Source organism: Micromonospora endophytica (assembly GCF_003236305.1).
Classification (GTDB): domain Bacteria; phylum Actinomycetota; class Actinomycetes; order Mycobacteriales; family Micromonosporaceae; genus Micromonospora; species Micromonospora endophytica.
The window spans coordinates 24418-45879 of the sequence record NZ_POTX01000004.1 but is presented as its reverse complement, the minus strand read 5'-3'; the positions used below and the strand labels follow the sequence as shown (position 1 = coordinate 45879).

Genomic DNA, 21462 nt, shown 5'->3' with positions numbered 1-21462 from the left:
TTCATGATCAGCGCGGGTGGTGGGGTGTGCGGTCCGGCACCTCAGCGTTGCCAGGGCTCTGCCGGGCGGCAGTCGGCGGCGGGCTTGCCGTAGACCACCTCGCCCGCCGGCGTGGTGTAACAGTGGGCGAGCTGGTCCTCGGCCTGGAACAGCGGACGCCTGTCGATCTCCGTGCCCTCGGCGTCGTAGCTGGCCAGCTCCGGATTGTCTGCTGCGGTGAGTCGGGCGTCGGTCGTCAGCAGACCGAACGCACCGTCGGAGAGCCGCGCGGTGGTGGTCCGGCCGTCGCCGTGGTCGAGCACCAGTCGGGCGACCCGGGCGCTGACCCGGCCGCTGACCGCGACGTCCCCGCCGTCGGCCTCGGTCGTGGTCAACAGCAGCCGCTGCACCGGCCCCGGCAGCCAGCCGCCGCGCGGCCAGCGGTCCTGGGCGACGCTGCCGCCCACCGCCGTGTCGCCGGGCGCCTGCACCCCCAGCACCCGGGAGTCACAGGTCGCGTAGCCGGCGTCGTTCATGAACAACACCAGCGTGCGATCATCCGCATCGATCGACACCGCGAGATCGTCTATGGTCAGCCGGAACCGCTGCCCACCCCGCACCGAGCCGGTGCCGCTTTCCCTGGCGAACCAACTCAGGCACCGCTCGGCCGCGTCGCGCGAAGTCGGTGACGCCTCGGCGACCCCCATGGCCACCAGACGTACCCCCGGTCCCGATTCAGTCGGCCGGTCCGGACGGTCCCACACCCCGGCCACCACGCCAGCGGTCGCGAGCGACAGCGCCAACCCGGCCACGGCGATCCTCCGCCGTCCCGCGCGGGCCGGACGGTGCCCGGTCGCGCGCAACAGTCGGGCCCGCATCGCGTACGCCGCACGCGGCGGCAGGTCCCGCTCCGCCGGCGGTTCAAGCATGTCGTTCATCGTTTCGCCTCCTGAATCTTCTCGGACAGCAGGCCGGCCAGGCGACTGCGGGCACGACTCACCCTCGATCGCACCGCCACCTCGCTGATTCCCCACACCGATGCCGCATCCGCGTACGACACGCCCGACCACAGGCACAACGCCACCGCCTCCCGCTCGGCCGGCGGAAGCTGACGTACGGCCGCGAGCAGAGCGGCCATCTGCCGCTCGTCGTCCAACCGGGCGACGACCTCGTCGGCGAGATCGCCGTCGGCGTGTTCCGCTGCCGGTACCCGTCGCAGCAGCGCCAGCCACCGGCGGGCCGACCGCCACTCCGAGCGCACCGTGTTCGTCGCGACGACAAGCAGCCACGGCAATGCCGAACCCGCCACCAGGTGGGCTTTCCGGCGCCGCCGCCACGCGACGAGGAAGGTCGTCTGGGTGACGTCCTCCGCCGTCGACCAGGAGCCGGTCAACCGGAAGGCGTGGTTGTAGATCGCACGCGAGTAGCGGTCGAAGAGCCGTCCAAAAGCCGTCTCGTCACCGGCGGTGATCGAAGACCACAGCTCCTCGTCGGACGGCCGTACCTGATGCGTCACAACCAACTATGGCCGGCACCGCCATCGGTGTTGCGGCGCCGACCCGCACCGAGACGTCAGGCTGGCGGCAGGGTGACGGTGACGGTCAGGCCGCCGCCGGGGCGCGGGGCGGCCTCGGCGGTGCCGCCGTGGGCCCGCGCCACCGCCCGTACGATCGACAGGCCCAGCCCGAAGCCGCGGGCCCCGGCCAGTCGCTCCCGGCTCAACCGCCGGAACGGCTGGAACATCGTCTCGATGTCGTAGCCCGGCACCACCGGGCCGGTGTTGACCACCACGAGCGTCGGGCGTCCGGCCGCCATCGCGGTCCGCACCTCCACCCAGCCGTCGGCCGGCACGTTGTGCCGTAACGCGTTCTCCACCAGGTTGAACGTCAACCGTTCCAGCAGCACCGGGTCGCCCTGCGTCGGGGCCGGATCCAGCGATCGGCGCACCGCGATGCCGGGTGACGCCGCCCCGGCCTGGTCGATCACGTACGCGGCGATCTCGGCCAGGTCCACCTCGGCGCGTTCGGTCAGCTCGTTCTCCGAGTCGGCGAGCGTGAGCAGGCCGTCGATGAGCCGCTCGTGCCGCTCGTTCACCGACAGCAGCGCCTCGCCGAGGCGGCGCAGCTCGGCCGGGGCGTCCGGCCGGCTCACCGCCAACTCCACAAGCGCCCGGTTGATGGTCAGCGGGGTCCGCAGCTCGTGCGACGCGTTCGCCACGAAGCGCCGTTGCCCGTCGAAGGAACGGTCCAGCCGCTCCAGCATCTGGTCGAAGGTGTCGGCGAGTTCGCGTACCTCGTCGCGGGGGCCGGTCAACGCGATCCGCTCGTGCAGTCCGCGCCCGGCGGAGTCGGCGCTGGCGATCCGGCGGGCCGTTCCGGTGATCTGGTGCAGGGGTTGCAGCGCCCGGCCGGCGATCAACCAACCGATCGCGACGGCCGCCGCCGAAACCACCACAAGCGCGATGCCGCCCTGGGTGAGCAGAGACTCCAGCGCGTCCCGCTTCGCCTCGCTCTGCACGTCCTGGATCAGCGCCCGGAACCGCTCGAAGTCCTGCTCGCTGGGGTACGTGCGGGTGGGTAGCGTGCCCCGGTCCAGGAACTCGGTCCGGAACGGCTGTGGCGTCCGCTGGTCCACCAGCACGTACGTGACGCCGAGCAGGACGATGCCGGCGAGCAGGAAGAGACCGCCGTAGACCAGGGTGAGCCGGCCGCGAAGGCTGAGCCGTTTCATCGGATCCGGTACCCCACTCCCGGCACGGTCTCCACCACCTGCGGGTCACCGAGTTTGCGGCGCAGCTTCATCATGGTGACCCGGACGACGTTGGTGAACGGGTCGATGTGCTCGTCCCAGGCCCGCTCCAGCAGGTCCTCGGCGGAGACCACCGCGCCGTCCGCGCGCAGCAACTCGACGAGCACCGCGAACTCCTTACGGGTCAACGGCACGAGCCGGCCGTCGCGGTGGACCTCACGCCGGGCCGGTTGGACCACGATCCCGGCCCGGCGCAGCGTCGGTGGCGCCACCGGGCCGGCCCGCCGGGTCAGCGCGTGCACCCGGGCAGCCAGTTCCACCAGCGCGAACGGCTTCACCAGGTAGTCGTCGGCGCCCAGCGCGAGACCGGCCACCCGGTCGCGGACCGCCGCCGCCGCGGTGAGCATCAGCACCCGGGTCTCGCCACCCGCGTCGACGATCGCCCGGCACACCTCGTCGCCGTGCACCACCGGCAGGTCCCGGTCGAGAACCACCACCTCGTACGTGTTGACGCCCAGCCGTTCCAGGGCGGCGTCACCGTCGTACGCCACGTCGACCGCGAACGCCTCCCGGCGCAGCCACTCCGCGATGGCGTCCGCCAACACGTCCTCGTCCTCCACCACCAGCACTCGCACCGGCCAATAGTGCCGCGACCGGCGGTAACGCCGCCGTAAACGGATTCGGTTACGCCCGCGATACGCGGTCTCGGCTGAACTGTCCGGGTGTCCGGCGGATGCGCCGGGCACGCGTCCCGGCGCACAGCCGCCGGGCGAACCGTTCGGCGAAGGTCGCCGGACGCTGGGAAGGGACACCGACGATGCGACGGAGAACACTCTTGCTCCCCGTGCTGCTGGCGTTCGCGCTGGCCGGGTGCGCCGGCCAGGACGACAGCGGGACTCAGGTGGCGACAGCCGGTGGGGGCGGGGCCGCAGCCTCCGCCTCGGCGAGCGGCAGCACCGGCGGCAGCGAAGAGGAACAGCGGCTCGAATTCGCCCGCTGCATGCGGGAGAACGGTGTGGACATGCCTGATCCGGGGGGTGACGGCGGGTCGAGGTTCCAGTTCAACGGTGACGTGGACCGCAGCAAGCTCCAAGCGGCGATGGAGAAGTGTCGCGAGTTGATGCCCAACGGCGGCCAGCCGCCGCAGCTCGACGCGCAGCAGCTCGAACAGATGCGGGCGATGGCCAAGTGCATGCGGGAGAACGGCGTAGCCGACTTCCCGGACCCGGCGGCGGACGGCCGGATCCAGATCGATCGGGACGCCTTCCGGTTCGACATGGATGACCCGACGTTCCAGGCGGCGATGGAGAAGTGCCGGCAGTACGCGCCGCAGTTCGGGGGCGGCCGGTGACCCCGCCCCACCGCCGTACCCGTCTGGGAGCCGTCGCCGGCGGCGTGGCGCTGCTGCTCGTCGCCGTCGCCGGCGTGGCCGCCGCGATCGGCTTCGGCGGTGGCGCGGAGGATGACGCGGCCGAGGCCGACAAGGTGTCGTCCGCCAGCGCCACCGTCACCAAGCAGACGCTCGCCGACGCGGAGACCGTCGACGGGGAACTCGGGTACGGCCCCAGCCGGACCGCCGCCAGCCGGCTGTCCGGCACGATCACCGCGCTGCCCGACGCCGGCGCCACGGTCCGGCGCGGGAAGGCGCTCTACACCGTCGACGGTGATCCGGTGGTGCTGCTCTACGGAAAGGTGCCCGCGTACCGGACTCTCCAGCCCGGCGTCGAGGGTGCGGACGTCGCGCAGTTGGAGCGGAACCTGAAGGCGCTCGGCTACACCGGCTTCACCGTGGACGACGAGTACACCTGGGCCACCGCCGACGCGGTCCAGGCCTGGCAGGACGACCTCGGGGTGGCCGAGACCGGCCGGGTCGAGCTGGGCCAGATCGTGTACGCCGACTCCGCGGTCCGGGTCGAGGGGCATCAGCTCGACGTCGGGGCGGCCGTGCAGCCCGGCCAGGCCGTGCTCACGTACACCGGCACCGATCGGTTGGTCACCACCGAACTCGACGTCGACGATCAGCGGCTGGCCAAGCGGGGTGAGTCGGTCGAGATCACGCTGCCCGACAACAAGCGGGTCGAGGGGAAGATCAGCACCGTCGAGACGGTCGTCAAGAGCACGTCGGCGGGTACGTCCGGGGACTCCGGCACCGAGACGAAGATCGAGGTGGTGGTCAGCGTCGAGGACCAGAAGGCCCTGGCCGACTTCGACCGGGCCTCGGCCGAGCTGACCTTCACCGTCAGCGAACGCCCCGACGTGCTGACCGTCCCGGTCGCCGCGCTGCTGGCCCTGGCCGAGGGTGGCTACGGGCTGGAGATCGTCGAGGGCGGTTCCCGCCGGATCGTCGCGGTCACCACCGGGCTGTTCGCCAACGGCCGGGTCGAGGTCACCGGCGACGGCATCACCGAGGGTACGACCGTCGGGATGCCCCGGTGACCGCGGACGTGATCGTGCTCGACCAGGTCGGCAAGCGGTACGCCGGCGGGGTGGTCGCCCTCGCCGACGTGTCGCTGCGCATCGCCTCCGGTGAGCTGGTGGCGATCGTCGGGCCGTCCGGCTCCGGCAAGTCGACGATGCTGAACCTGATCGGCACGCTGGACCGGCCCAGCTCGGGCACCGTCCTGATCGACGGGCACGACGTGGCGCGGCTGACCGACCGGCAACTCTCCGCGCTGCGGGCCAGCCGGATCGGTTTCGTGTTCCAGCAGTTCCACCTGGCACCCGGCGTACCGGTGCTGGACAACGTGGCGGACGGGCTGCTCTACTCCGGCGTACCCCGACGGGAGCGGCGGCGGCGCGCGGAGGCCGCGCTGCACCGCGTCGGTCTCGGGCACCGGCTCGGGCACCGGCCGCACGAACTCTCCGGCGGTGAGCGGCAGCGGGTCGCGGTGGCCCGCGCGGTGGTCGGCGAGCCGGCCGTGCTGCTGGCCGACGAGCCGACCGGAAACCTCGACACCAGCTCCGGTACGGCCGTGCTCGACCTGCTGCACGACCTCAACCGGGCCGGGACCACCGTCGTGGTGATCACGCACGATCGGGAGATCGCCGCCGGCCTGCCCCGCCAGGTGCAGATGCGCGACGGGCGGCTGCGCGCCGACTCCCGGCCGGTGTCGAGCGGGGTGAGCTGAGATGGCGGTGCTCTCCCCGGACCGGTCCCCCCGGCTCGTCCCGGCCCGGATGCCCGCGGCCGACGTGGTCCGCGTCGGCGGGGTGGGGTTGCGGACCCGGCCGCTGCGGGCGTTCCTCTCCGCACTGGGCATCGCCATCGGCATCGCCGCGATGGTCTCCGTGGTCGGGATCTCCTCGTCGTCGCGGGCCGAACTGGACCGCACCCTCGCCGCGCTCGGCACCAACCTGCTCACCGTGTCGCCGGGCCGGACCCTCTTCAACGGCGACGCGCAACTGCCGTCCGAGGCGGTCGCGATGATCAGCCGGATCGGGCCGGTGACCCACGCGACCGCCACCGGCCAGGTCGACGGCAACGTCTACCGGACCGACCGCGTCCCGGCGGCGGAGAGCGGCGGCATCGCCGTCCGGGCGGCACAGCTCGGCCTGCTGGATACGGTCGGGGTCGAGGTGGTGAGCGGCACCTGGCTGAACCCGGCCACCGCCCGGTACCCGGCCGTGGTGCTCGGCGCGACCGCTGCCGAGCGGCTCGGGCTGCCGACCGCCGGCCCGGACGTGCAGGTGTGGCTCGGTGGCCGCTGGTTCACCGTGGTGGGCGTCCTCGCCCCGGCGCCGCTCGCGCCGGAGCTGGACAGCTCGGCGCTGATCGGTTGGGAGGTCGCCGCCAGCCACCTGGGCTTCGACGGCCACCCGACCACCGTCTACACCCGCAGTGAAGCCGACCAGGTCGAGGCGGTCCGCGCGGTGCTCGGCGCGACGGCCAACCCGGAGGCACCGAACGAGGTGGACGTCTCCCGCCCGTCGGACGCCCTGGCCGCCGCCCAGGCCACCGACGAGACGTTCACCGCGCTGCTGCTCGGCCTCGGTGCGGTGGCGCTGCTCGTCGGTGGGGTCGGGGTGGCCAACACGATGGTCATCTCGGTCCTGGAGCGGCGCGCCGAGATCGGTCTGCGCCGCTCGCTCGGCGCCACCCGGGGGCAGATCCGCACCCAGTTCCTCGCCGAGTCGCTGCTGCTGTCGGCGCTCGGCGGGATCGGCGGGGTGCTGCTCGGCATCCTGGTCACCGGCGGGTACGCGCTGTCCCAGGGCTGGCCGACGGTGGTGCCGGCCTGGGCGACCCTCGGCGGTGTCGCCGCGACCCTGGTGATCGGTGGTTTCGCCGGCCTCTATCCGGCGATCCGCGCCTCTCGGCTGGCACCCACTGAGGCACTCGCCACGGTGTGACGGCACGGCACGACACAGCGGACGGCCCCCGGTGCCTCACCTGGCATCCGGGGGCCTTCTGCTGCCCGCACGCGCACGCGATCGCCGCGCCACCAGTGGCACGCGGCGCGGTCCGGGCAGCGTGGGTGCCGGTTCGGCGGCCACCGTCAGCAGGGCGATGCCGCTGCCGGCGAGCACGGCGCAGGCGGCAGCGAGCACGGCCCCGAGCAGCCCGAAGCGGAATCCCTCGCCGAGCAGGATGATGCCGATTCCGGCTGCGGCGGCGGGATTCGTCAACGTGCTGGTGGCCAGGGCGGCACCGAAGCGACGGCGGTAGGACACCTGGGTGAAGAGCACCCCGGCGAGCGCGAGCGCGGCAGTGGCCGTGGCGGCGGTCAGGGCCACCGGGGCGAGGAGGTTGCCGGTGCTCAGTTCGAGGGTGACGGTCTGGGTCAGGGCGGACGCGACGCCGAAGCTGATGCCTGCGGCACCGGCCGCCCACAGGTTCGAAGCGGCGGGCCGGCGGCTGACGACGGTTAGTGTCAACAGCAGCACGGCGGTGCCGACGAGCAGGACGGGAAGTTGGTCCGCGCGCAGTGTGGTGGCGTGGCCGGCATCGATGAGGGCGAGCAGGCCGCCCAGTCCGACACAGGTCAGGCCGAGCCCTCGCCACTGCGGGCCGGTGACCGGCCGGTTGCGCTCGATCGCGACGATGACGACGGCGAGCACCAGGGTGAGCAGCCCGAAGGGCTGCACCAGCAGCAGTGGGCCGTACCGCAGGGCGGCGACGTGCAGCGCCGCGCCAGCCCCGTTGAGCAGCAGGGCGTACCACCAGGACGGGTTCCGGGCGAGGGCGGTGAGCGGGTGGGGTGCCAGCCGACGTTGCAGCAGTGCCGCGACGGCGTACGCGACCGACGACGCCACGCAGAGCCCGATGGCGACTGTGAAGTTCACCGGATCGCTTCACCCGGTCGGACCAGCCGGCTCTGGTAGGCGATGACGACGAGTTGGGCACGGTCGCGGGCGTCGAGCTTGTTCATGGCCCGGTTGACGTGGGTCTTGACCGTGAGTGGCGAGAGGAACAGCCGCTCGGCGATGTCTTCGTTGGACAGCCCGTGCGCGACCAGGATGACGATCTCACGCTCCCGGTCGGTGAGGGAGCCCAGGGCGGCCGGGGCGGGTTGCTCGTCCGCCTCGATGGTGGCGAGGAAGTGGCCGATCAGACCCCGGGTGGCCTGCGGTGACAGCAGCGCGTCGCCGGCGGCTACGACGCGGATGGCCCGCAGCAGTTCGGCCGGTTCGACGCCCTTGCCGAGAAAGCCGCTCGCACCGGCCCGCAACGCCCGTACGACGTTCTCGTCCATCTCGAAGGTGGTGAGTACGAGCACCCGTACGCCGGCGAGGTCCTCCTCGGCCACGATGCGCCGGGTGGCTTCTATGCCGTCCATCCCCGGCATGCGGATGTCCATGAGCACGACGTCGGCGCGGGTGCTGCGGGCGCAGGCCAGCGCCTCCCGCCCGTCGGACGCCTCCCCGACCACCTGCATGCCGGGCTCGGACTCGATGATCATCTTGAAGCCGGCCCGGATGAGGGCCTGGTCATCGGCGAGCACTATCCGGATGGTCATGGACGCCTCTCGGCCGGTTCCTGGTCGTCGGCCGGCAGGGGAAGCACGGCACGGACGACGAACTGGTTGTCGGCTCGGCGGCCCACGCTGATGGCACCGCCGGCCGCGGCGGCCCGTTCGCGCATGCCGATGATCCCGTAACCGCCGATGTCGGCGGACCGGTGCTCGGCGGGGGCCGGGTTCGTGATCTCGATGATGATCTCGTCCGGGGCGTAGGTGATGCTGAGGGTGGCGCCGCCGGTCCCGTGTTTGTGCGCGTTGGTGAGGGCTTCCTGCACGATCCGGTAGGCCGCCAGGTCGGCCACGGCCGGCAGCTCCCGGGCCGTGCCGTGCTGCTGGCGCTGGACCGTCAGGCCGACCGAGGCCAGCATCTCCAGCAGGTCCTCGATTCCCGCCAGGCCACGCGTCGGTTCGGTGGACACGTCGTCGGGCTGGCGCAGCACACCGACCACGGACGCCAGTTCCTTGATGACCGTGTCGGCGGCGCGGCGGATGTGTGCCAGGGCCGGTCCCGCCTTCTCGGGCTGGTCGTTCAGGACGTGGGCGGCGGCACCCGCCTGGACGTTGATCACGGCGATGTGATGGGCGACGACGTCGTGCAACTCGCGGGCGATCCGGATACGTTCCTCGGCCACCCGCCGCCGGGCTTCTTCCTCGCGGGTCTGCTCGGCACGGTGGGCACGTGCCTCGATCTCGGCGACATAGGCCCGGCGGTTACGGGTGGCGTCGCCGAAAGCGATGGCCATGCCGACCCAGGCCACCGTCCCGAGCGCTTCCGGTGCCCACCAACCGTCGCCGAGCGTCATCACCCGCACCAGATAGAGAGCCAACGCGACAGCCGTCCCGACGAGCCAGGCTGACCGACGGTGGGCCCGGGAGGCCATGGTGTAGGTGGCGATGACCAGCGCAACCATCAGGATCGGCTGCTCGTGGCCCAGCACGAGGAAGACGATCGTGCCTGCCGTCACCACCAGCAGAGCCGGCATGGGGCGGCGCCGCCGGCCTGCGATCGCCAGCGCCGCCACCACTGTCGCGGCGAGTGCCACCGAAAGGTGGGGGCGCTCGCCACGCCCGGGGTGGGTGAACCCGGAGAGTATGACCCCGAGGTAGATGGCGGCGAGGCTGGCGGCGAAGGCGCCGTCCACCACCTGCGGGTGTCTCCGGGCAGCCGTGACGGCCCGGTGCCGCACTGTGCTCCCCGATATCACGAGGTCGACGTTACGCTGCCCGCCTACCCGGAAACGTCCTCTCGTGGCAGTAGCCCGGGACCGGCCAGGTACTCCGCACGCGGTATGGGCGCGCTGCGCGCAGACGATGTGGCCACCCTTGCCGGAACGCACGATTGACGCATGATCGAGGTAGAAAATCTGACCAAGCGGTACGGCGACAAAACAGCCGTCGACGCGCTGACGTTCACCGTCAAGCCGGGTATCGTCACCGGCTTTCTCGGCCCCAACGGCGCGGGCAAATCGACGACCATGCGCATGATTCTCGGGCTTGACCGGCCGACCGCAGGCACCGCCACCATCAACGGTCAGAGATACGCCGACCTGACGGCGCCGCTGCGCAAAGTGGGTGCCCTCCTCGATGCCAAGGCCGTGCATCCCGGCCGGTCCGCCTACCATCACCTGACCGCGATGGCCGCCACCACAGGTGTGCCCCGGGCCCGGGTCGACGAGGTGATCGACCTGGTGGGCCTGCATGGCGTCATCCGCAAGCGGGCCGGCGGGTTCTCGCTGGGCATGGGTCAGCGCCTGGGCATCGCCTCCGCGTTGCTGGCAGACCCCGAGGTGCTGATCCTGGATGAGCCGGTGAACGGGCTCGACCCGGAGGGCATCCTGTGGATCCGGACCCTCATGCAGGATCTGGCCACCCAGGGCCGCACCGTGTTCGTGTCGTCACACCTCATGAGCGAAATGGCGCTGACCGCGGAACACCTCATCGTCATCGGGCGCGGCAAGCTGATCGCTGACGTGTCGGTGGGGGAATTCATCGCGCAGGCATCGCCCGACACCATCCGGATTCGCTCCAGCCGGGCCGCGGAACTGCACCGGATGATCGCCGGACCCGAAACGACTATTCGTACCGTCGAACGCGACGTGCTGGAGGTTTCCGGCGTCACGGCCGAGCAGATCGGCGACACGGCCGCCGCGCACGGAATACCGCTGTACGAACTCACCCACAAACGCCCCTCGCTCGAGGAAGCCTTCATGGAACTGACCCGAGACGCGGTCGAATACCAGGCCACCGCCACGATCGCGGAAGCGACAGGAGCCCTAGCGCGATGACCACCGCCGTCAGCATGCCCGACCTGCGCGTCACCCCGCGACGCGTCATCCGTGCAGAGTGGATCAAGTTCTGGTCCCTGCGATCATCGATCATCACGCTCGGCGTCGGCGTCCTCTTCCTCGTCGGCATCGGCCTGCTCGCCACCTCGACCTTCGATAGCGGCGGTCCCACCATCGGTGACGGTCCCGGCGGTCCGGGGGGAGGGCCCGTCGGCCCGGTCGAGATCAGCCTGGCCGGCACCAACTTCGCTCAGCTCGCCTTCGGCACCCTCGGAGTGCTCTTCATGGCCAGCGAGTACGCCACCGGCATGATCCGGTCGTCGCTGGCCGCGGTCCCCAAGCGGCTGCCCGTCCTGTGGGCCAAGATCGCCGTCTTCGCCGCAGTGGTGTTCGTGGTCAGCCTGGCCGCCACCGTCATCGCCTTCACCGCCGGCCAGGCGATCCTCGGCGACAGCGGCGCGTCCTGGTCGGATCCCGGTGTCACCCGCGCGGTCATCGGCTCCGCCGTCACCGTGACCGGCGCAGGGCTGCTGGGCCTCGGCCTCGGCGCGCTGCTGCGGTCCACCCCGGCCGCCATCAGCAGCCTGTTCGGCCTCATGTTCCTGCTCAGCGGGGTCGCCGCCCTGCTCCTGCCGGACTCCTGGGGCGACGTGGTGGAGTTTCTCCCGACCAACGCGGCAAACTCGTTCACCGCGGTCAGTGCCGAATCGGGAGCACTCGCCCCGGCAGCGGGACTCGCGGTGTTCGCCGCGTACCTCCTCGCGATCCTGGTCGCGGCAGCCTGGCGGCTGAAGCGCTCCGACGCGTAGGAGCGGTTGCTTCTGCTGCCGGCAGACGAATCCGGTGCCGTGCGCCCACGCCGATTACCGTCGGCGTCATGCGTGAGGTGAAAACGACCGACGGACGGGTGCTGGCGGTCGAGGAGTGGGGTGTGCCCGCCGGCATCCCGGTCGTGTCGGTCTGCGGCAGCCCGATGAGCCGCCTGGCCCGGTATCCGGATCCGGCACTCTTCGAACGGCTCGACGTCCGGCTGATCACCTACGACCGTCCCGGCTTCGGCAACTCCACCCCGATGCCGGGACGGCGTGTCGTCGACGGCGCCTACGACATCGCGGCCATCGCCGACGAGCTGGGCCTGAACCGCTTCGGGATCATCGGGGTGTCCGGCGGCGGACCGCACGCGCTCGCGTTCGTGGCGCGGTTCCCGGACCGGGTCACCCGGGCGGCGGTGCTTGCCGGTCTCGCGCCACGCGACGCCCCCGGTCTGGACTGGACGGCCGGGATGGGTGACGGCAACCGCCGCAGCGCGGCGGTGGCGTTGGAGGGTCGCGCCGCCATCGCGGCGTACCTCGGCGGGTTGGGGCAGGGTGGTCCGGCGCTGCTGCCCGCCAACGACCAGGCCGTCCTGGCGCGCCCCGAGATCAGCGCCATGGTCGGCGCGGCGTTCGCCGAGGCGATCCGGCCGGGCCTCGATGGTTGGGTCGACGACCTGCACGCCCTCTTCGGCCTGCCGTGGGGGTTCGATCCGGCGGCCATCTCCCGGCCGGTGCGGCTCTGGCACGGCGCGCTCGACCAGGCCGTCCCGGCCGGGCACGGCAGGTGGCTGGCCGAGCGCATCCCGGCCGCCGAGTGGGAGATACAAGACGACGCCGGGCACGCGGGGCACTTCGCCGCGACGCCCGCGATCCTCGACTGGCTGGTGTCATAACGCCTGACCTGCACGGCGATCAGCCAAGGCAATCCTCTTTGTCGATCTAGCCATGGTGTCCCGCCAACCGGCATACGGTCAGGTCAGGTCGGACCCGCCGAGTGGGAACACGTGGGCCCCATCGGTCGTACGGCGAAGGGATGCCCGGTGTCAGGTCAGGTGACGAGCCACGATGTGCGGAATCGGTGGTGAGGCAAGGTTCGACGGCACCACGCCCGACGCCGACGCGGTGACCCGGATGAGCGAGGCGATGCGGTCCCGGGGCCCGGACGGCTCGGGCCTGTGGAGCGACGGCTGGGTGACCCTCGGGCACCGCCGGTTGACCATCATCGACCTCTCCGAAGCCGGCGGCCAGCCGATGGTGCGCGCCGATCTCGGGCTCGCCCTGGTCTTCAACGGCTGCATCTACAACTATCCCGAGCTGCGCGAGCAGTTGCGGGCCGCCGGCCACACCTTTTACTCCACAAGCGACACCGAAGTGATCCTGGTGGCGTACGCGCAGTGGGGGGAGAGCTTCGTCGACCACCTGGTCGGCATGTTCGCCATCGGCCTGGTCGACCGGGCCCGGCGACGGCTCGTGCTGGCCCGCGACCGGCTCGGCATCAAGCCCCTCTATCTCGCCGAGACGGCGGGTCGGCTGCGGTTCGCCTCGACGCTGCCGGCGCTGCTGGCCGCCGGTGAGGTGGACACCGGCGTCGACCCGGTGGCGCTGCACCACTACCTGTCCTGGCACTCGATCGTGCCCGCGCCCCACACCATCCTGCGCGGCGTGCGGAAGCTGCCGCCGTCCACCGTACGGGTGGTGGAGGCGGACGGGCGAAGCCGGGAACGTGTCTACTGGCGGCCCGACTACGTCCGCGACCCCGCCCACACCGGCTGGGACGCCCAGGACTGGCAGGCCGCGATCGGTGACGCGCTGCGCACCGCTGTGGCGCGACGGCTGGTCGCCGACGTGCCGGTCGGTGTCCTGCTCTCCGGCGGGCTCGACTCCAGCCTGATCGTGGCGCTGCTCGCCGAGGCGGGGCAGGACCGCCTGCGTACCTTCAGCATCGGCTTCGACAGCCGGGGCGACGAGACCGGCGACGAGTTCCACTACTCGGATCTGGTGGCTCGCGCGTACGGCACCGACCATGAGCGCATCCAGCTCTCCGACGAGGACCTGGTGCCGGCCGTACGCCGGACCGTCGAGGCGATGACCGAACCGATGGGCAGCCATGACGTGGTCGCCTTCCACCTGCTCTCCGAGCAGGTGGCCCGGCACGTCAAGGTGGCGCAGTCCGGGCAGGGCGCCGACGAGGTGTTCGCCGGGTACGGCTATCACCAGTCGCTCGCCGAGGTGCCCCGGGAGCAGGCCGCCCGGGCCTTCACCGAGGCGTTCTTCGACTACGACCACGCCGCGCTGAGTCGGGTCGTCGGCCCCGCGTACGCCCTGGCTGCCGATGCCAGCGGTGACCTGGTCGACGCGGAACTGACCGCGCCCGGCGCGGACACCGCCCTGGATGCCGTGCTGCGCCTGGACAGCCACCGGATGCTCCCCGACGACCCGGTCAAGCGGGTCGACAGCATGAGCATGGCCTGGGGACTGGAGGTGCGTACGCCCTTCCTCGACCAGGATCTGGTCGCGCTCGCCGCCGCCTGCCCACCAGAGCACAAGACCGCGCAGGGCGGCAAGGGGGTGCTCAAGGAGGTGGCCCGGCAGGTGCTGCCCGCCGAGGTGATCGACAGGCCGAAGGGCTACTTTCCGGTGCCGGCACTGCGCAACGTGGACGGTGCCGTCCGTGACCTGGTGGCGGAGGCGCTCCGCGCGCCGGCCGCCCGCCGCCGTGGGCTGTTCCGGCCGGAGTACGTCGACCGGCTGCTCGCCGACCCGTCGGCGGCGCAGGCGGTGGCCGGCAGCAACAAACTGTGGCAACTCGGTCTGCTCGAACTGTGGTTGCAGACCCATGGCGTCCACTGACCTGGCCGGCGCGCCGGTGCGCCGCCCGCTCACCCTCGGGGTGGAGGAGGAGTTCCTGCTGCTGGACCCGGAGACCGGGGAGAGCCTGCCCGTCGCCGAGCAGGTGCGCCAGAGCCTCTCCGGCACCGCCCGGGAGCAGAGCCGGCAGGAGTTCCGGCACAGCATGATCGAGATGGTCACTCCCGTCTGCACCGACCTGACGCAGTTACGTACGCAGCTCGTCGCCCTGCGCCAGGCCGCCGCCGAGGCGGCCCGGGCGGCCGGGGCCCGGCTGGTGGCGGTGGGCGCCACCCCGGTCCGCGAGGCGCACCTGTCGGTGCCGGACGAGCAGCGGTACCACGCGATGTCGCGCCGTTTCGGTCCGGTGGCGCACGATCCGGCGGTGTGCGGCTGCCACGTGCACGTCGGCGTGCCCGACCGGGAACTGGCCGTGCAGGTCTGCAACCAGCTGCGTCCCTGGCTGCCGGTGGTGCAGGCGCTCACCGCCAACTCGCCGCTGTACGACGGGCGTGACACCGGGCACGGCAGTTGGCGGTCCCTGCAACTGGAACGCTGGCCGAGCATCGGACCCACACCGCACTTCGAGTCGGTCGCCGACTACGACGCCACCGTGCAGGAGCTGATCACGGCCGGGATCATGCTCGATGCCGCGATGACCTACTGGTACGCCCGCCCGTCCACCAGCTATCCCACGGTCGAGATCCGGGTAGGTGACGTCTGCCCGACGGTGGACGACACGGTCCTCGTCGCCGCGCTGGTGCGGGCGCTCGTCGACGCGATGATCGACCGGGTCCGCAGCGGAGTGCCGCCGCCGCGGATCCGCAGCTGCCTGGTCGCGGCCGCGCACTGGCGGGCGGCCCACGACGGCCTCGACGGTGACCTCGTCGACCTGCACCACGGTGGCGCCAGGCCGGCCTGGGAACTCGTCGACGACCTGCTGGCCACCGTCGAGCCGGCGCTGACCCGGCACGACGATCTCGACCTGGTGCGAGGGCAGGTCGACCGGCTGCGCCGCGAGGGCACCGGAGCGACCCGACAGCGCCGGATCATGGCCGGCGCCGATGGAGACGTACGCGCCGTGCTGAGCCACCTGATCGCCCAGACCGTCGCCGGGTGAGCGCGCGGCCTCGACGCGCTCAGACCGCGCCCCGGTCGACCATGCTGAAGGTGGTGCCGACCGGGGCGTCGCCGAGGTGCTCCACGTAGATTTTCTTCCGGCTCGGGCTCCACTCCACCACGCCGTACTTCTCGTTGTGGATGGAGTACGAGGTGCGCCCCTTGTCGTCCTTGCCCTGGCGGGCGAGCCCGAACATGGTGGCGCCGGTCGGATAGCACTCGGCCCCCACCAGGAACGCGTACCCCTCCGAATCGAGCTTGACGCCGAGGCAGGGTTGGTGCGCGACGTCCGGGTTCAGCGACTTGATCATGTAGTCGACACCCACCGGTTCGAGCACGAAGAGGGCATCCGGCCCAGTGCCGTCGCCGACGTGCACCTCACCGTCGAACGGCAGAGAGAGGTCCCGGTCGATCTCCACCAAATGCAGCAGGATCTTTCGCTGCCCGGCCAGCATGGCCCGGGTAGGGTCGACCCCGGCGGACGGAGAACTGCTCGCCGGACCCGTTGCGGGCGCCGACCCGTCAGTCGCCGGCTGGCCGGTCGACGTACCGGCCGCCGTCGAACCGGTGGGATCCGGACCGGCAGTGCCGCCCAACAGTTTCGGGCCGAACACGAAGCCCGGCACCAGCACCGCGATCACCGCGGCGGTCGCGCCCAACCCGGCCAACCAGCGCCGACGGGTACTAACCAGCCCCGAGGTGGTCGACCGCCCACCCTGGTCGTCGGGGACCCCCGCCGCCGGCGTCACGCCCGACGACGGGCCAGGTGTGGCGGCGCTCGGCGTGGGCGTCGCGGTCAGCGCGCCCGCGTTCGCCGCGGTCAGCAGTCCGTCCAGCAGTTCCCGGGCGTTCGGCCGGGCGGCAGGGTCCTTCTCCAGCGCCCGAGCGACCAACTCGCGGAGCGGCCCGGTGAGCCCGCTCAGGTCCGGCGGCTGGGTGAGGATCCGCATCGCGGTGGCGGTCGCGGAATCGCCCCCGAAGGGGTTACGGCCGGTCGCGGCGTGGGCGACCACGGCACCCCAGGCGAAGATGTCCACCGCCGGCCCCACCGGCTGGCCGGACACCGCGTCGAGGCGCTCCGGCGCCATGTACGCAACCGTGCCGACCATCTGGTTGGTCCGGGTGTGCTCGCTCGTCGCCTCGAACGCCCGGGCGATGCCGAAGTCGATGACCTTGACGCCACCCGGCGCGACCAGGACGTTCGCCGGCTTCAGATCCCTGTGGATCACCCCGGCCCCGTGGATGGCGGTGAGTGCCGTGGCCACCCCGACCGCGATGCTGTGCAGCCCTCCGGCCCCCAGCGGCCCCCGTTCCCGGATCACCTGGGCCAGGCTGGGACCCTCGACGTACTCCACCACCAGGTACGACGGCTCATGGTCCGGGTCGGCGTCCAGCACCTCGGCCGTGCAGAAGGGTGGCACCTGACGAGCCCGGTTCACCTCACTGCGGAAGCGGGCCCGAAACTCGCGGTCGTGCGACAGCTCCGGCCGGACGACCTTGATCGCCACCCACCGTCCCTGCGCCGACCGGGCCAGGAAGACGCTGCCCATGCCCCCTTCGCCGAGCCGGCCGACGATCTGGTAGCCACCGAGTCGACTGGGGTCGCCGGGACGCAACGGATTGCTCACGCCGGATCCTCGCAGCCCGCGACCACTGCGCGAACCGTACCGCCCATCACGCTCCCCTTAGGCCACTCGAACACCGTCGGCAGCCTATCGCCTGCCCACCCCACCCCGTCGATCTCGTCCGTACGGGTCGCCGGCCCGCCGGGCCGAGGAGGGTGACCCGGTCGGGAACTTCCGGACCCCGGCTGCCCAGACGAAGAGTTCGCGCCGTTGCACCGCGTCACCCCGGGCATCCAACTGGTATCCCTCGATCCACATCCACCCGTCGTACGTCCGCCGGGGCAGCACCCGGATCAGCCGCAGCAGCATCGGCCGGCGGAACTGGACGCTCGCCTCCCGGGTCAGGTGCAGCAGATCTCCCGCTCTCAGTTCGGCGGCCCCTCTCAGTTCGGCGGCCACGGACCACACACCCGCCGCCACGCCAGGATCCGCGCTCGTGCCACGGCAACCCTCGGGCACCAACCGTCGGGATGGCACCTGCCGCACCGTTGCAGCCGGTGATAGTCAAGCACTCGACAGGACAATTCCACCAAGAACGGCACTCGGGTGACTTCCCGCTCCACACCCGCCCCCTCCCGAGGTTTACCAAGCCCCACTGAAGGTAGTCCAACCCGTTCAGCCTGTACAGCACGTCCTGCACATGCTGCCCGTATCGCACGCGTTGGCAGTCCTGATCGTCCTTAAGGTCCCGCACATGGTTGACGAGATGTCCCCGGTGGCGTTCTACGTCCAGCTCGCAGACCTCCTCGCAAAGCAGATCGAGGAGGGCAAACTCAAGCCGCGCCAACCACTCCCGAGCGAGTCGACCTTGCAGGAGGAGTACGGGGTGGCCCGAGGCACCGTCCGCGCCGCAATGCGACTACTGCGGGAGCGGGGCCTGGTCGTCACCTTTACGGGACGCGGTACGTACGTCGCCGAGAAGCCCTGAGCCGCTCCCGCCGCAGGTGTGAGGCAGCAACTTCACCGAAGTTGTCGGCAGGGCACGGGTGTGAGGCAGCAACGTCCCCGAAGTTGCTGCCTCGGCGCGGGCCCGGCCGGCCGGGGCACGTGGGGAGCCGGGACTATCGAGCTGAGAGCGCAAACGGAACGGACGGGCCAGCCCGCAAAGCGACCACCACACAGGTGAACACCTGGTCGGCAATGCGGCCTGGCCTGCTCAGTGCCGCTGTCGCTGCCAGCGACACTGACAGAACTAGAATTTTCGGTTTGCGATCGTTTGCCGTTCGATCTGCGAGCGTTCGGCTTCCGATCGGCGACGGGATGGCGTTCGATTCGCGGCGGCTTCGAGCGCGGTTGCGGGCATGGTGCCGGACGTCGGAAGGTCAGAGCACCCGGCCGAGTTGTCGGCGCGACTCCACCCCGAGTTTCCGGAACACCTTGCGCAGGTGGTAATCGACGGTGCTGGTGCTGATGAAGAGCCGCTCGGCGATCTCGGGGTTGGTCAGCCCGTCGCGGGCCAGTGCGGCGATCGCGGCCTCCTGCGGAGTCAGGTCGCCGGCGGTCTCCGGGTTGCGTTTGCGGGCGGTCTCGCCGGTGGCGAGCAGCTCCTGGCGGGTCCGCTCGGCGAAGGCGGGTGCGCCCAACTCCTCGAACATCGCCAGTGCGGTACGCAGTGGGTCACGGGCGTCCCGGCGCCGCCGCTGCCGCCGCAGCCATTCGCCGTAGAGCAGGTAGGCGCGGGCGAGGTCACCGACCGCGGCGGTGTCGCCAAGCGTCGCGATCGCGGACCGGAAAAGGTCCTCCGCCGCCGAGTCGGGCGCGAGCAGCGCGCGGGACCGGTCGAGCAGGCCCAACGCCCACGGGCTGCCGCTGGTCGTCGCCCGCTCGATGAGCAACTCCAGCGCCTGCCCGGCGCGGTCCCGGTCCTCGGCGTAGACAGCCGCTTCGATCAGGTCAGGTAGCACCCGGGCGTACGCACCCGCGTAGTCGTCCTCGATCAGTGCGGCGGCGGTGGTGGCCGCTGCCGCGTAGTTGCCCCGGGCCAGGTCGAGGATGATCGACCCGAGGTCCGTGAGGCAGACGCTGGCGCCCATCCCGAGCCAGGTCGCGGCCTGCCGGGCGCGACCGATGTGTTCCGGCGCATCGTCCAGGGCCCGCCAGCCGACCTGCTCCGGGCTGCGGAACACCTCCCACATGTACGGCGTGCTCGCCACCGCGCTACGCAGCTGGTGCACCTCGAGCAGCAGTTCGTCGGCGGCCTCCAGCCGGCCCAGGGTGGTCTCGTGAGTGGCCAGCGCGAACAGCGCGATCTCCAGCACCTGGAGGGCACCGGTACGCCGGGCCACCGCCGCGGTCCGGTGCAGGATCGCCTCGCGGGTCCGGTCCGCCCAGATCCGGGTGCACAGGGTGACCCCGGTGAGGTAGTGGGTGAGCAGCACGGTGTCGGAGACCTCACCGGTGGCGAGCCAGGTCGTCGCGCGGCGGATCAGCGGCACCGCGTCGGGGACACTGACCACGGACATCGCGAAGGCGTCCAGGACCAGATCGGTGAGGGTCTCGCCCCGGCCGGGCCGCCGAGTCACCGTTTCGGCGATCCGCCGCAGGTCGGTGCCCTCGATCAGATATTCCGAGGCCAGCGAGCCGTCGATGGCACCGAGCAGGGCGGTACGCGCCAGTTCCGGGCGGTCGCCACGGAACGCCTCGTACGCGGCCAGGCAGGTGGCCGGCACCTGGGCCATGCCGCGCTCGGCACCGAGGGCGACGATCGTCCGAGCACGCAGCATCAGACGGTTTCCCTGGCCGGTGGCGTCCAGCAGGTCCGGGTCGATGGCGTCCAGCAACATCTGCGCCTGGGTCGGTGCGCCCGAGGTGAAGGCGGCGTCGGCGGCAGCGAGCAGCCGCCCGGCGCGGGCCCGTTCGTCGGGCGTGAGTTCGGCGGCGCGGGTGAGGAAGGTGGCCCGTGCGGCGTACCCGCCTCGGTTCGCGGCCCGCCCGGCGGCCAGGACGAGATCGGCGGCGACCTCCTCGTCCGGCTGGAGCGCGGCGGAGGCCCGGTGCCACGCCCTCCGGTCGGCGTCGGCGGTGCGGGTGGTCGCCACCGCCAGCGCCTGATGCGCCCGCCGGCGTTCGGAACTCGTCGCGCCACCGTAGACGGCCGACCGGACGAGCGGGTGCCGGAACCGGATCTCCGCGGCCAGGGTGACGAGTTTGGCGCGCTCGGCCTCGTCGGCGGCTTCCGGTCGGACACCGAGGTCGGCGGCAGCTGCGGTGACGTACCCGATGTCGCCCTGCGGTTCGGCCGCCGCCACCAGCAACCAACGCTGGGTCGCCGACGCGAACCGGCGCACCTGCTGGAGGTAGTGCGCTTCGAGCCGGTTGCCGACCGGCAGCGGCTCGGGCAACAGCAGCGCACCGGCCAACTGGTTGCCGGTGAGCGAGGCGGAGAGGTCGGTGATGGCGAGCGGGTTGCCCCGGGTCGCCGTGACGATCTGCCCGGCCACCTTCGGGTCGAGGACCCCACTGACCACCGAACGCAGCAGTTCCAGGGCGTCCGGCTGGGGCAGCCCCTCGACCATCAGCACCGGCAGCCCCTCCAGCACGGCCACGTCGTCGGTGCCGGTGCGGACGGTGAAGACCAGGCCGATGCCCTCGGCGTGCACCCGACGGGCCACGAAGGCGAGCACGTTCAGCGACTCGCGGTCCAACCACTGGGTGTCGTCCACGCAGCACAGCACCGGGCCACGGACGGCGGTCCGGGCGAGCAGCGACAACACGGCGAGGCTCACCAGGAACCGGTCGGCGGCCAGGCCGTCGGTGAGGCCGAAGGCCACCGACAGCGCCTGCCGCTGCGTGGCCGGCAACCCGTCGAGATCGTTGACGTACGCGACGAGCAGGCGATGCAGGGCGGCGAACGGAAACTCCGCCTCCGCCTCGACCCCGGCGACCCGCAACACCTGCAGGTCCGTGCCGGCCTCGGCGACCGCGTCGAGCAGCGCCGTCTTGCCGATCCCGGCCTCACCGCGCAACACGATCACCTGACTCATCCCGGCCCGGACCCGGTCCAGCAGGGTCTCCAGCGCGGCACGTTCGGTGGCTCGTCCCAGCAGCACGGCCAGCAGACTACGCGATACGTGAGTCGCGCTAC

The 21462-nt window shown here is 71.7% G+C and carries 20 protein-coding genes; 10 read left to right on the top strand and 10 right to left on the bottom strand.

The annotated features are described in order from the left end of the window. Window positions 1-41 precede the first annotated feature (41 nt). From C1I93_RS01480 to C1I93_RS01465, 4 genes are read right to left on the bottom strand one after another with little or no spacing between them, the layout of a single operon-like run. Window positions 42-917, bottom strand: coding sequence for a hypothetical protein (locus C1I93_RS01480; protein ID WP_111241363.1), 876 nt, complete (start codon window positions 915-917; stop codon window positions 42-44). Beyond that, window positions 914-1495: an RNA polymerase sigma factor gene (locus C1I93_RS01475; RefSeq protein ID WP_111241362.1), complete on the bottom strand. Its 582-nt coding sequence runs from the start codon at window positions 1493-1495 to the stop codon at window positions 914-916. Before C1I93_RS01475 ends, C1I93_RS01480 begins: the two co-directional genes overlap by 4 nt. A 56-nt stretch (window positions 1496-1551) precedes the next feature. After that, complete coding sequence (locus C1I93_RS01470) at window positions 1552-2709, bottom strand: sensor histidine kinase (RefSeq protein ID WP_111241361.1); 1158 nt, start codon at window positions 2707-2709, stop codon at window positions 1552-1554. Continuing rightward, window positions 2706-3362, bottom strand: coding sequence for a response regulator transcription factor (locus C1I93_RS01465; protein ID WP_181444960.1), 657 nt, complete (start codon window positions 3360-3362; stop codon window positions 2706-2708). Before C1I93_RS01465 ends, C1I93_RS01470 begins: the two co-directional genes overlap by 4 nt. A gap of 209 nt (window positions 3363-3571) precedes the next feature. Here C1I93_RS01465 and C1I93_RS01460 point away from each other — a divergent pair, with 209 nt between their 5' ends. Genes C1I93_RS01460 through C1I93_RS01445 form a run of 4 tightly spaced genes read left to right on the top strand, consistent with a single transcriptional unit; the run spans window position 3572 to window position 7077 of the window. Beyond that, a complete protein-coding gene (locus C1I93_RS01460) occupies window positions 3572-4078 on the top strand; it encodes a hypothetical protein (protein WP_111241359.1) in 507 nt (168 codons plus the stop codon). Continuing rightward, window positions 4075-5163 carry an efflux RND transporter periplasmic adaptor subunit gene (locus C1I93_RS01455; protein WP_111241358.1) on the top strand — a complete coding sequence of 363 codons (1089 nt, stop codon included), beginning with the start codon at window positions 4075-4077 and terminating at the stop codon, window positions 5161-5163. Before C1I93_RS01460 ends, C1I93_RS01455 begins: the two co-directional genes overlap by 4 nt. A gap of 8 nt (window positions 5164-5171) precedes the next feature. After that, on the top strand, window positions 5172-5855 hold the full coding sequence (locus tag C1I93_RS01450) for an ABC transporter ATP-binding protein (protein ID WP_212808755.1): 684 nt from the start codon (window positions 5172-5174) through the stop codon (window positions 5853-5855). A gap of 1 nt (window position 5856) precedes the next feature. Beyond that, window positions 5857-7077 carry an ABC transporter permease gene (locus C1I93_RS01445; protein ID WP_111241356.1) on the top strand — a complete coding sequence of 407 codons (1221 nt, stop codon included), beginning with the start codon at window positions 5857-5859 and terminating at the stop codon, window positions 7075-7077. A gap of 36 nt (window positions 7078-7113) precedes the next feature. Here the strand turns inward: C1I93_RS01445 and C1I93_RS01440 are convergent, their stop codons facing one another. The 3 genes from C1I93_RS01440 to C1I93_RS01430 are packed head-to-tail and all read right to left on the bottom strand — an operon-like array spanning window position 7114 to window position 9892. After that, window positions 7114-8010: a DMT family protein gene (locus tag C1I93_RS01440; protein WP_111241355.1), complete on the bottom strand. Its 897-nt coding sequence runs from the start codon at window positions 8008-8010 to the stop codon at window positions 7114-7116. Further along, window positions 8007-8684, bottom strand: coding sequence for a response regulator (locus C1I93_RS01435; RefSeq protein WP_111241354.1), 678 nt, complete (start codon window positions 8682-8684; stop codon window positions 8007-8009). Before C1I93_RS01435 ends, C1I93_RS01440 begins: the two co-directional genes overlap by 4 nt. Continuing rightward, on the bottom strand, window positions 8681-9892 hold the full coding sequence (locus tag C1I93_RS01430; protein WP_146603398.1) for a sensor histidine kinase: 1212 nt from the start codon (window positions 9890-9892) through the stop codon (window positions 8681-8683). The genes C1I93_RS01435 and C1I93_RS01430 overlap by 4 nt, the downstream gene beginning before the upstream one ends. 141 nt (window positions 9893-10033) lie before the next feature. On the opposite strand from C1I93_RS01430, the gene C1I93_RS01425 reads away from it, so the two are divergent. The 5 genes from C1I93_RS01425 to C1I93_RS01405 all read left to right on the top strand — a co-directional run bounded on the left by C1I93_RS01425 (window position 10034) and on the right by C1I93_RS01405 (window position 15754). Then, the gene (locus C1I93_RS01425; protein WP_111241352.1) at window positions 10034-10972 is read left to right on the top strand and encodes an ABC transporter ATP-binding protein; all 939 of its coding nucleotides are present in this window, start codon (window positions 10034-10036) and stop codon (window positions 10970-10972) included. Then, on the top strand, window positions 10969-11781 hold the full coding sequence (locus C1I93_RS01420; protein ID WP_111241351.1) for an ABC transporter permease: 813 nt from the start codon (window positions 10969-10971) through the stop codon (window positions 11779-11781). The genes C1I93_RS01425 and C1I93_RS01420 overlap by 4 nt, the downstream gene beginning before the upstream one ends. Before the next feature lie 68 nt (window positions 11782-11849). Continuing rightward, window positions 11850-12680: an alpha/beta fold hydrolase gene (locus C1I93_RS01415; RefSeq protein ID WP_111241350.1), complete on the top strand. Its 831-nt coding sequence runs from the start codon at window positions 11850-11852 to the stop codon at window positions 12678-12680. A gap of 172 nt (window positions 12681-12852) precedes the next feature. After that, the gene (locus C1I93_RS01410) at window positions 12853-14637 is read left to right on the top strand and encodes an N-acetylglutaminylglutamine amidotransferase (protein ID WP_111241349.1); all 1785 of its coding nucleotides are present in this window, start codon (window positions 12853-12855) and stop codon (window positions 14635-14637) included. Beyond that, window positions 14624-15754 carry a carboxylate-amine ligase gene (locus tag C1I93_RS01405; protein WP_111241348.1) on the top strand — a complete coding sequence of 377 codons (1131 nt, stop codon included), beginning with the start codon at window positions 14624-14626 and terminating at the stop codon, window positions 15752-15754. The genes C1I93_RS01410 and C1I93_RS01405 overlap by 14 nt, the downstream gene beginning before the upstream one ends. 19 nt (window positions 15755-15773) lie before the next feature. On the opposite strand, the gene C1I93_RS01400 is transcribed toward C1I93_RS01405, so the two are convergent. Then, entirely contained in the window at window positions 15774-17381 is a 1608-nt protein-coding gene (locus C1I93_RS01400; RefSeq protein WP_111241347.1) for a serine/threonine protein kinase, read from the bottom strand. An 84-nt stretch (window positions 17382-17465) separates the two neighbouring features. Then, a complete protein-coding gene (locus C1I93_RS32200; protein WP_223256642.1) occupies window positions 17466-17798 on the bottom strand; it encodes a hypothetical protein in 333 nt (110 codons plus the stop codon). A gap of 274 nt (window positions 17799-18072) precedes the next feature. On the opposite strand from C1I93_RS32200, the gene C1I93_RS01390 reads away from it, so the two are divergent. Beyond that, complete coding sequence (locus C1I93_RS01390; RefSeq protein WP_111241379.1) at window positions 18073-18306, top strand: GntR family transcriptional regulator; 234 nt, start codon at window positions 18073-18075, stop codon at window positions 18304-18306. Between the two features lie 394 nt (window positions 18307-18700). On the opposite strand, the gene C1I93_RS01385 is transcribed toward C1I93_RS01390, so the two are convergent. Then, window positions 18701-21427 (bottom strand): helix-turn-helix transcriptional regulator, encoded by a 2727-nt coding sequence (locus C1I93_RS01385; RefSeq protein ID WP_223256643.1) that lies wholly within the window; start codon window positions 21425-21427, stop codon window positions 18701-18703. Window positions 21428-21462: the final 35 nt, after the last annotated feature.

Bases quoted from the DNA above. Each gene is read 5' to 3' on its own strand.
- C1I93_RS01390 (WP_111241379.1), top strand. From the start codon at position 18,073: ATGGTTGACGAGATGTCCCCGGTGGCGTTCTACGTCCAGCTCGCAGAC.
- C1I93_RS01470 (WP_111241361.1), bottom strand. From the start codon at position 2,709: ATGAAACGGCTCAGCCTTCGCGGCCGGCTCACCCTGGTCTACGGCGGT.
- C1I93_RS01405 (WP_111241348.1), top strand. From the start codon at position 14,624: ATGGCGTCCACTGACCTGGCCGGCGCGCCGGTGCGCCGCCCGCTCACC.
- C1I93_RS01445 (WP_111241356.1), top strand. From the start codon at position 5,857: ATGGCGGTGCTCTCCCCGGACCGGTCCCCCCGGCTCGTCCCGGCCCGG.
- C1I93_RS01415 (WP_111241350.1), top strand. From the start codon at position 11,850: ATGCGTGAGGTGAAAACGACCGACGGACGGGTGCTGGCGGTCGAGGAG.
- C1I93_RS01435 (WP_111241354.1), bottom strand. From the start codon at position 8,684: ATGACCATCCGGATAGTGCTCGCCGATGACCAGGCCCTCATCCGGGCC.
- C1I93_RS01420 (WP_111241351.1), top strand. From the start codon at position 10,969: ATGACCACCGCCGTCAGCATGCCCGACCTGCGCGTCACCCCGCGACGC.
- C1I93_RS01480 (WP_111241363.1), bottom strand. From the start codon at position 917: ATGAACGACATGCTTGAACCGCCGGCGGAGCGGGACCTGCCGCCGCGT.
- C1I93_RS01410 (WP_111241349.1), top strand. From the start codon at position 12,853: ATGTGCGGAATCGGTGGTGAGGCAAGGTTCGACGGCACCACGCCCGAC.
- C1I93_RS01425 (WP_111241352.1), top strand. From the start codon at position 10,034: ATGATCGAGGTAGAAAATCTGACCAAGCGGTACGGCGACAAAACAGCC.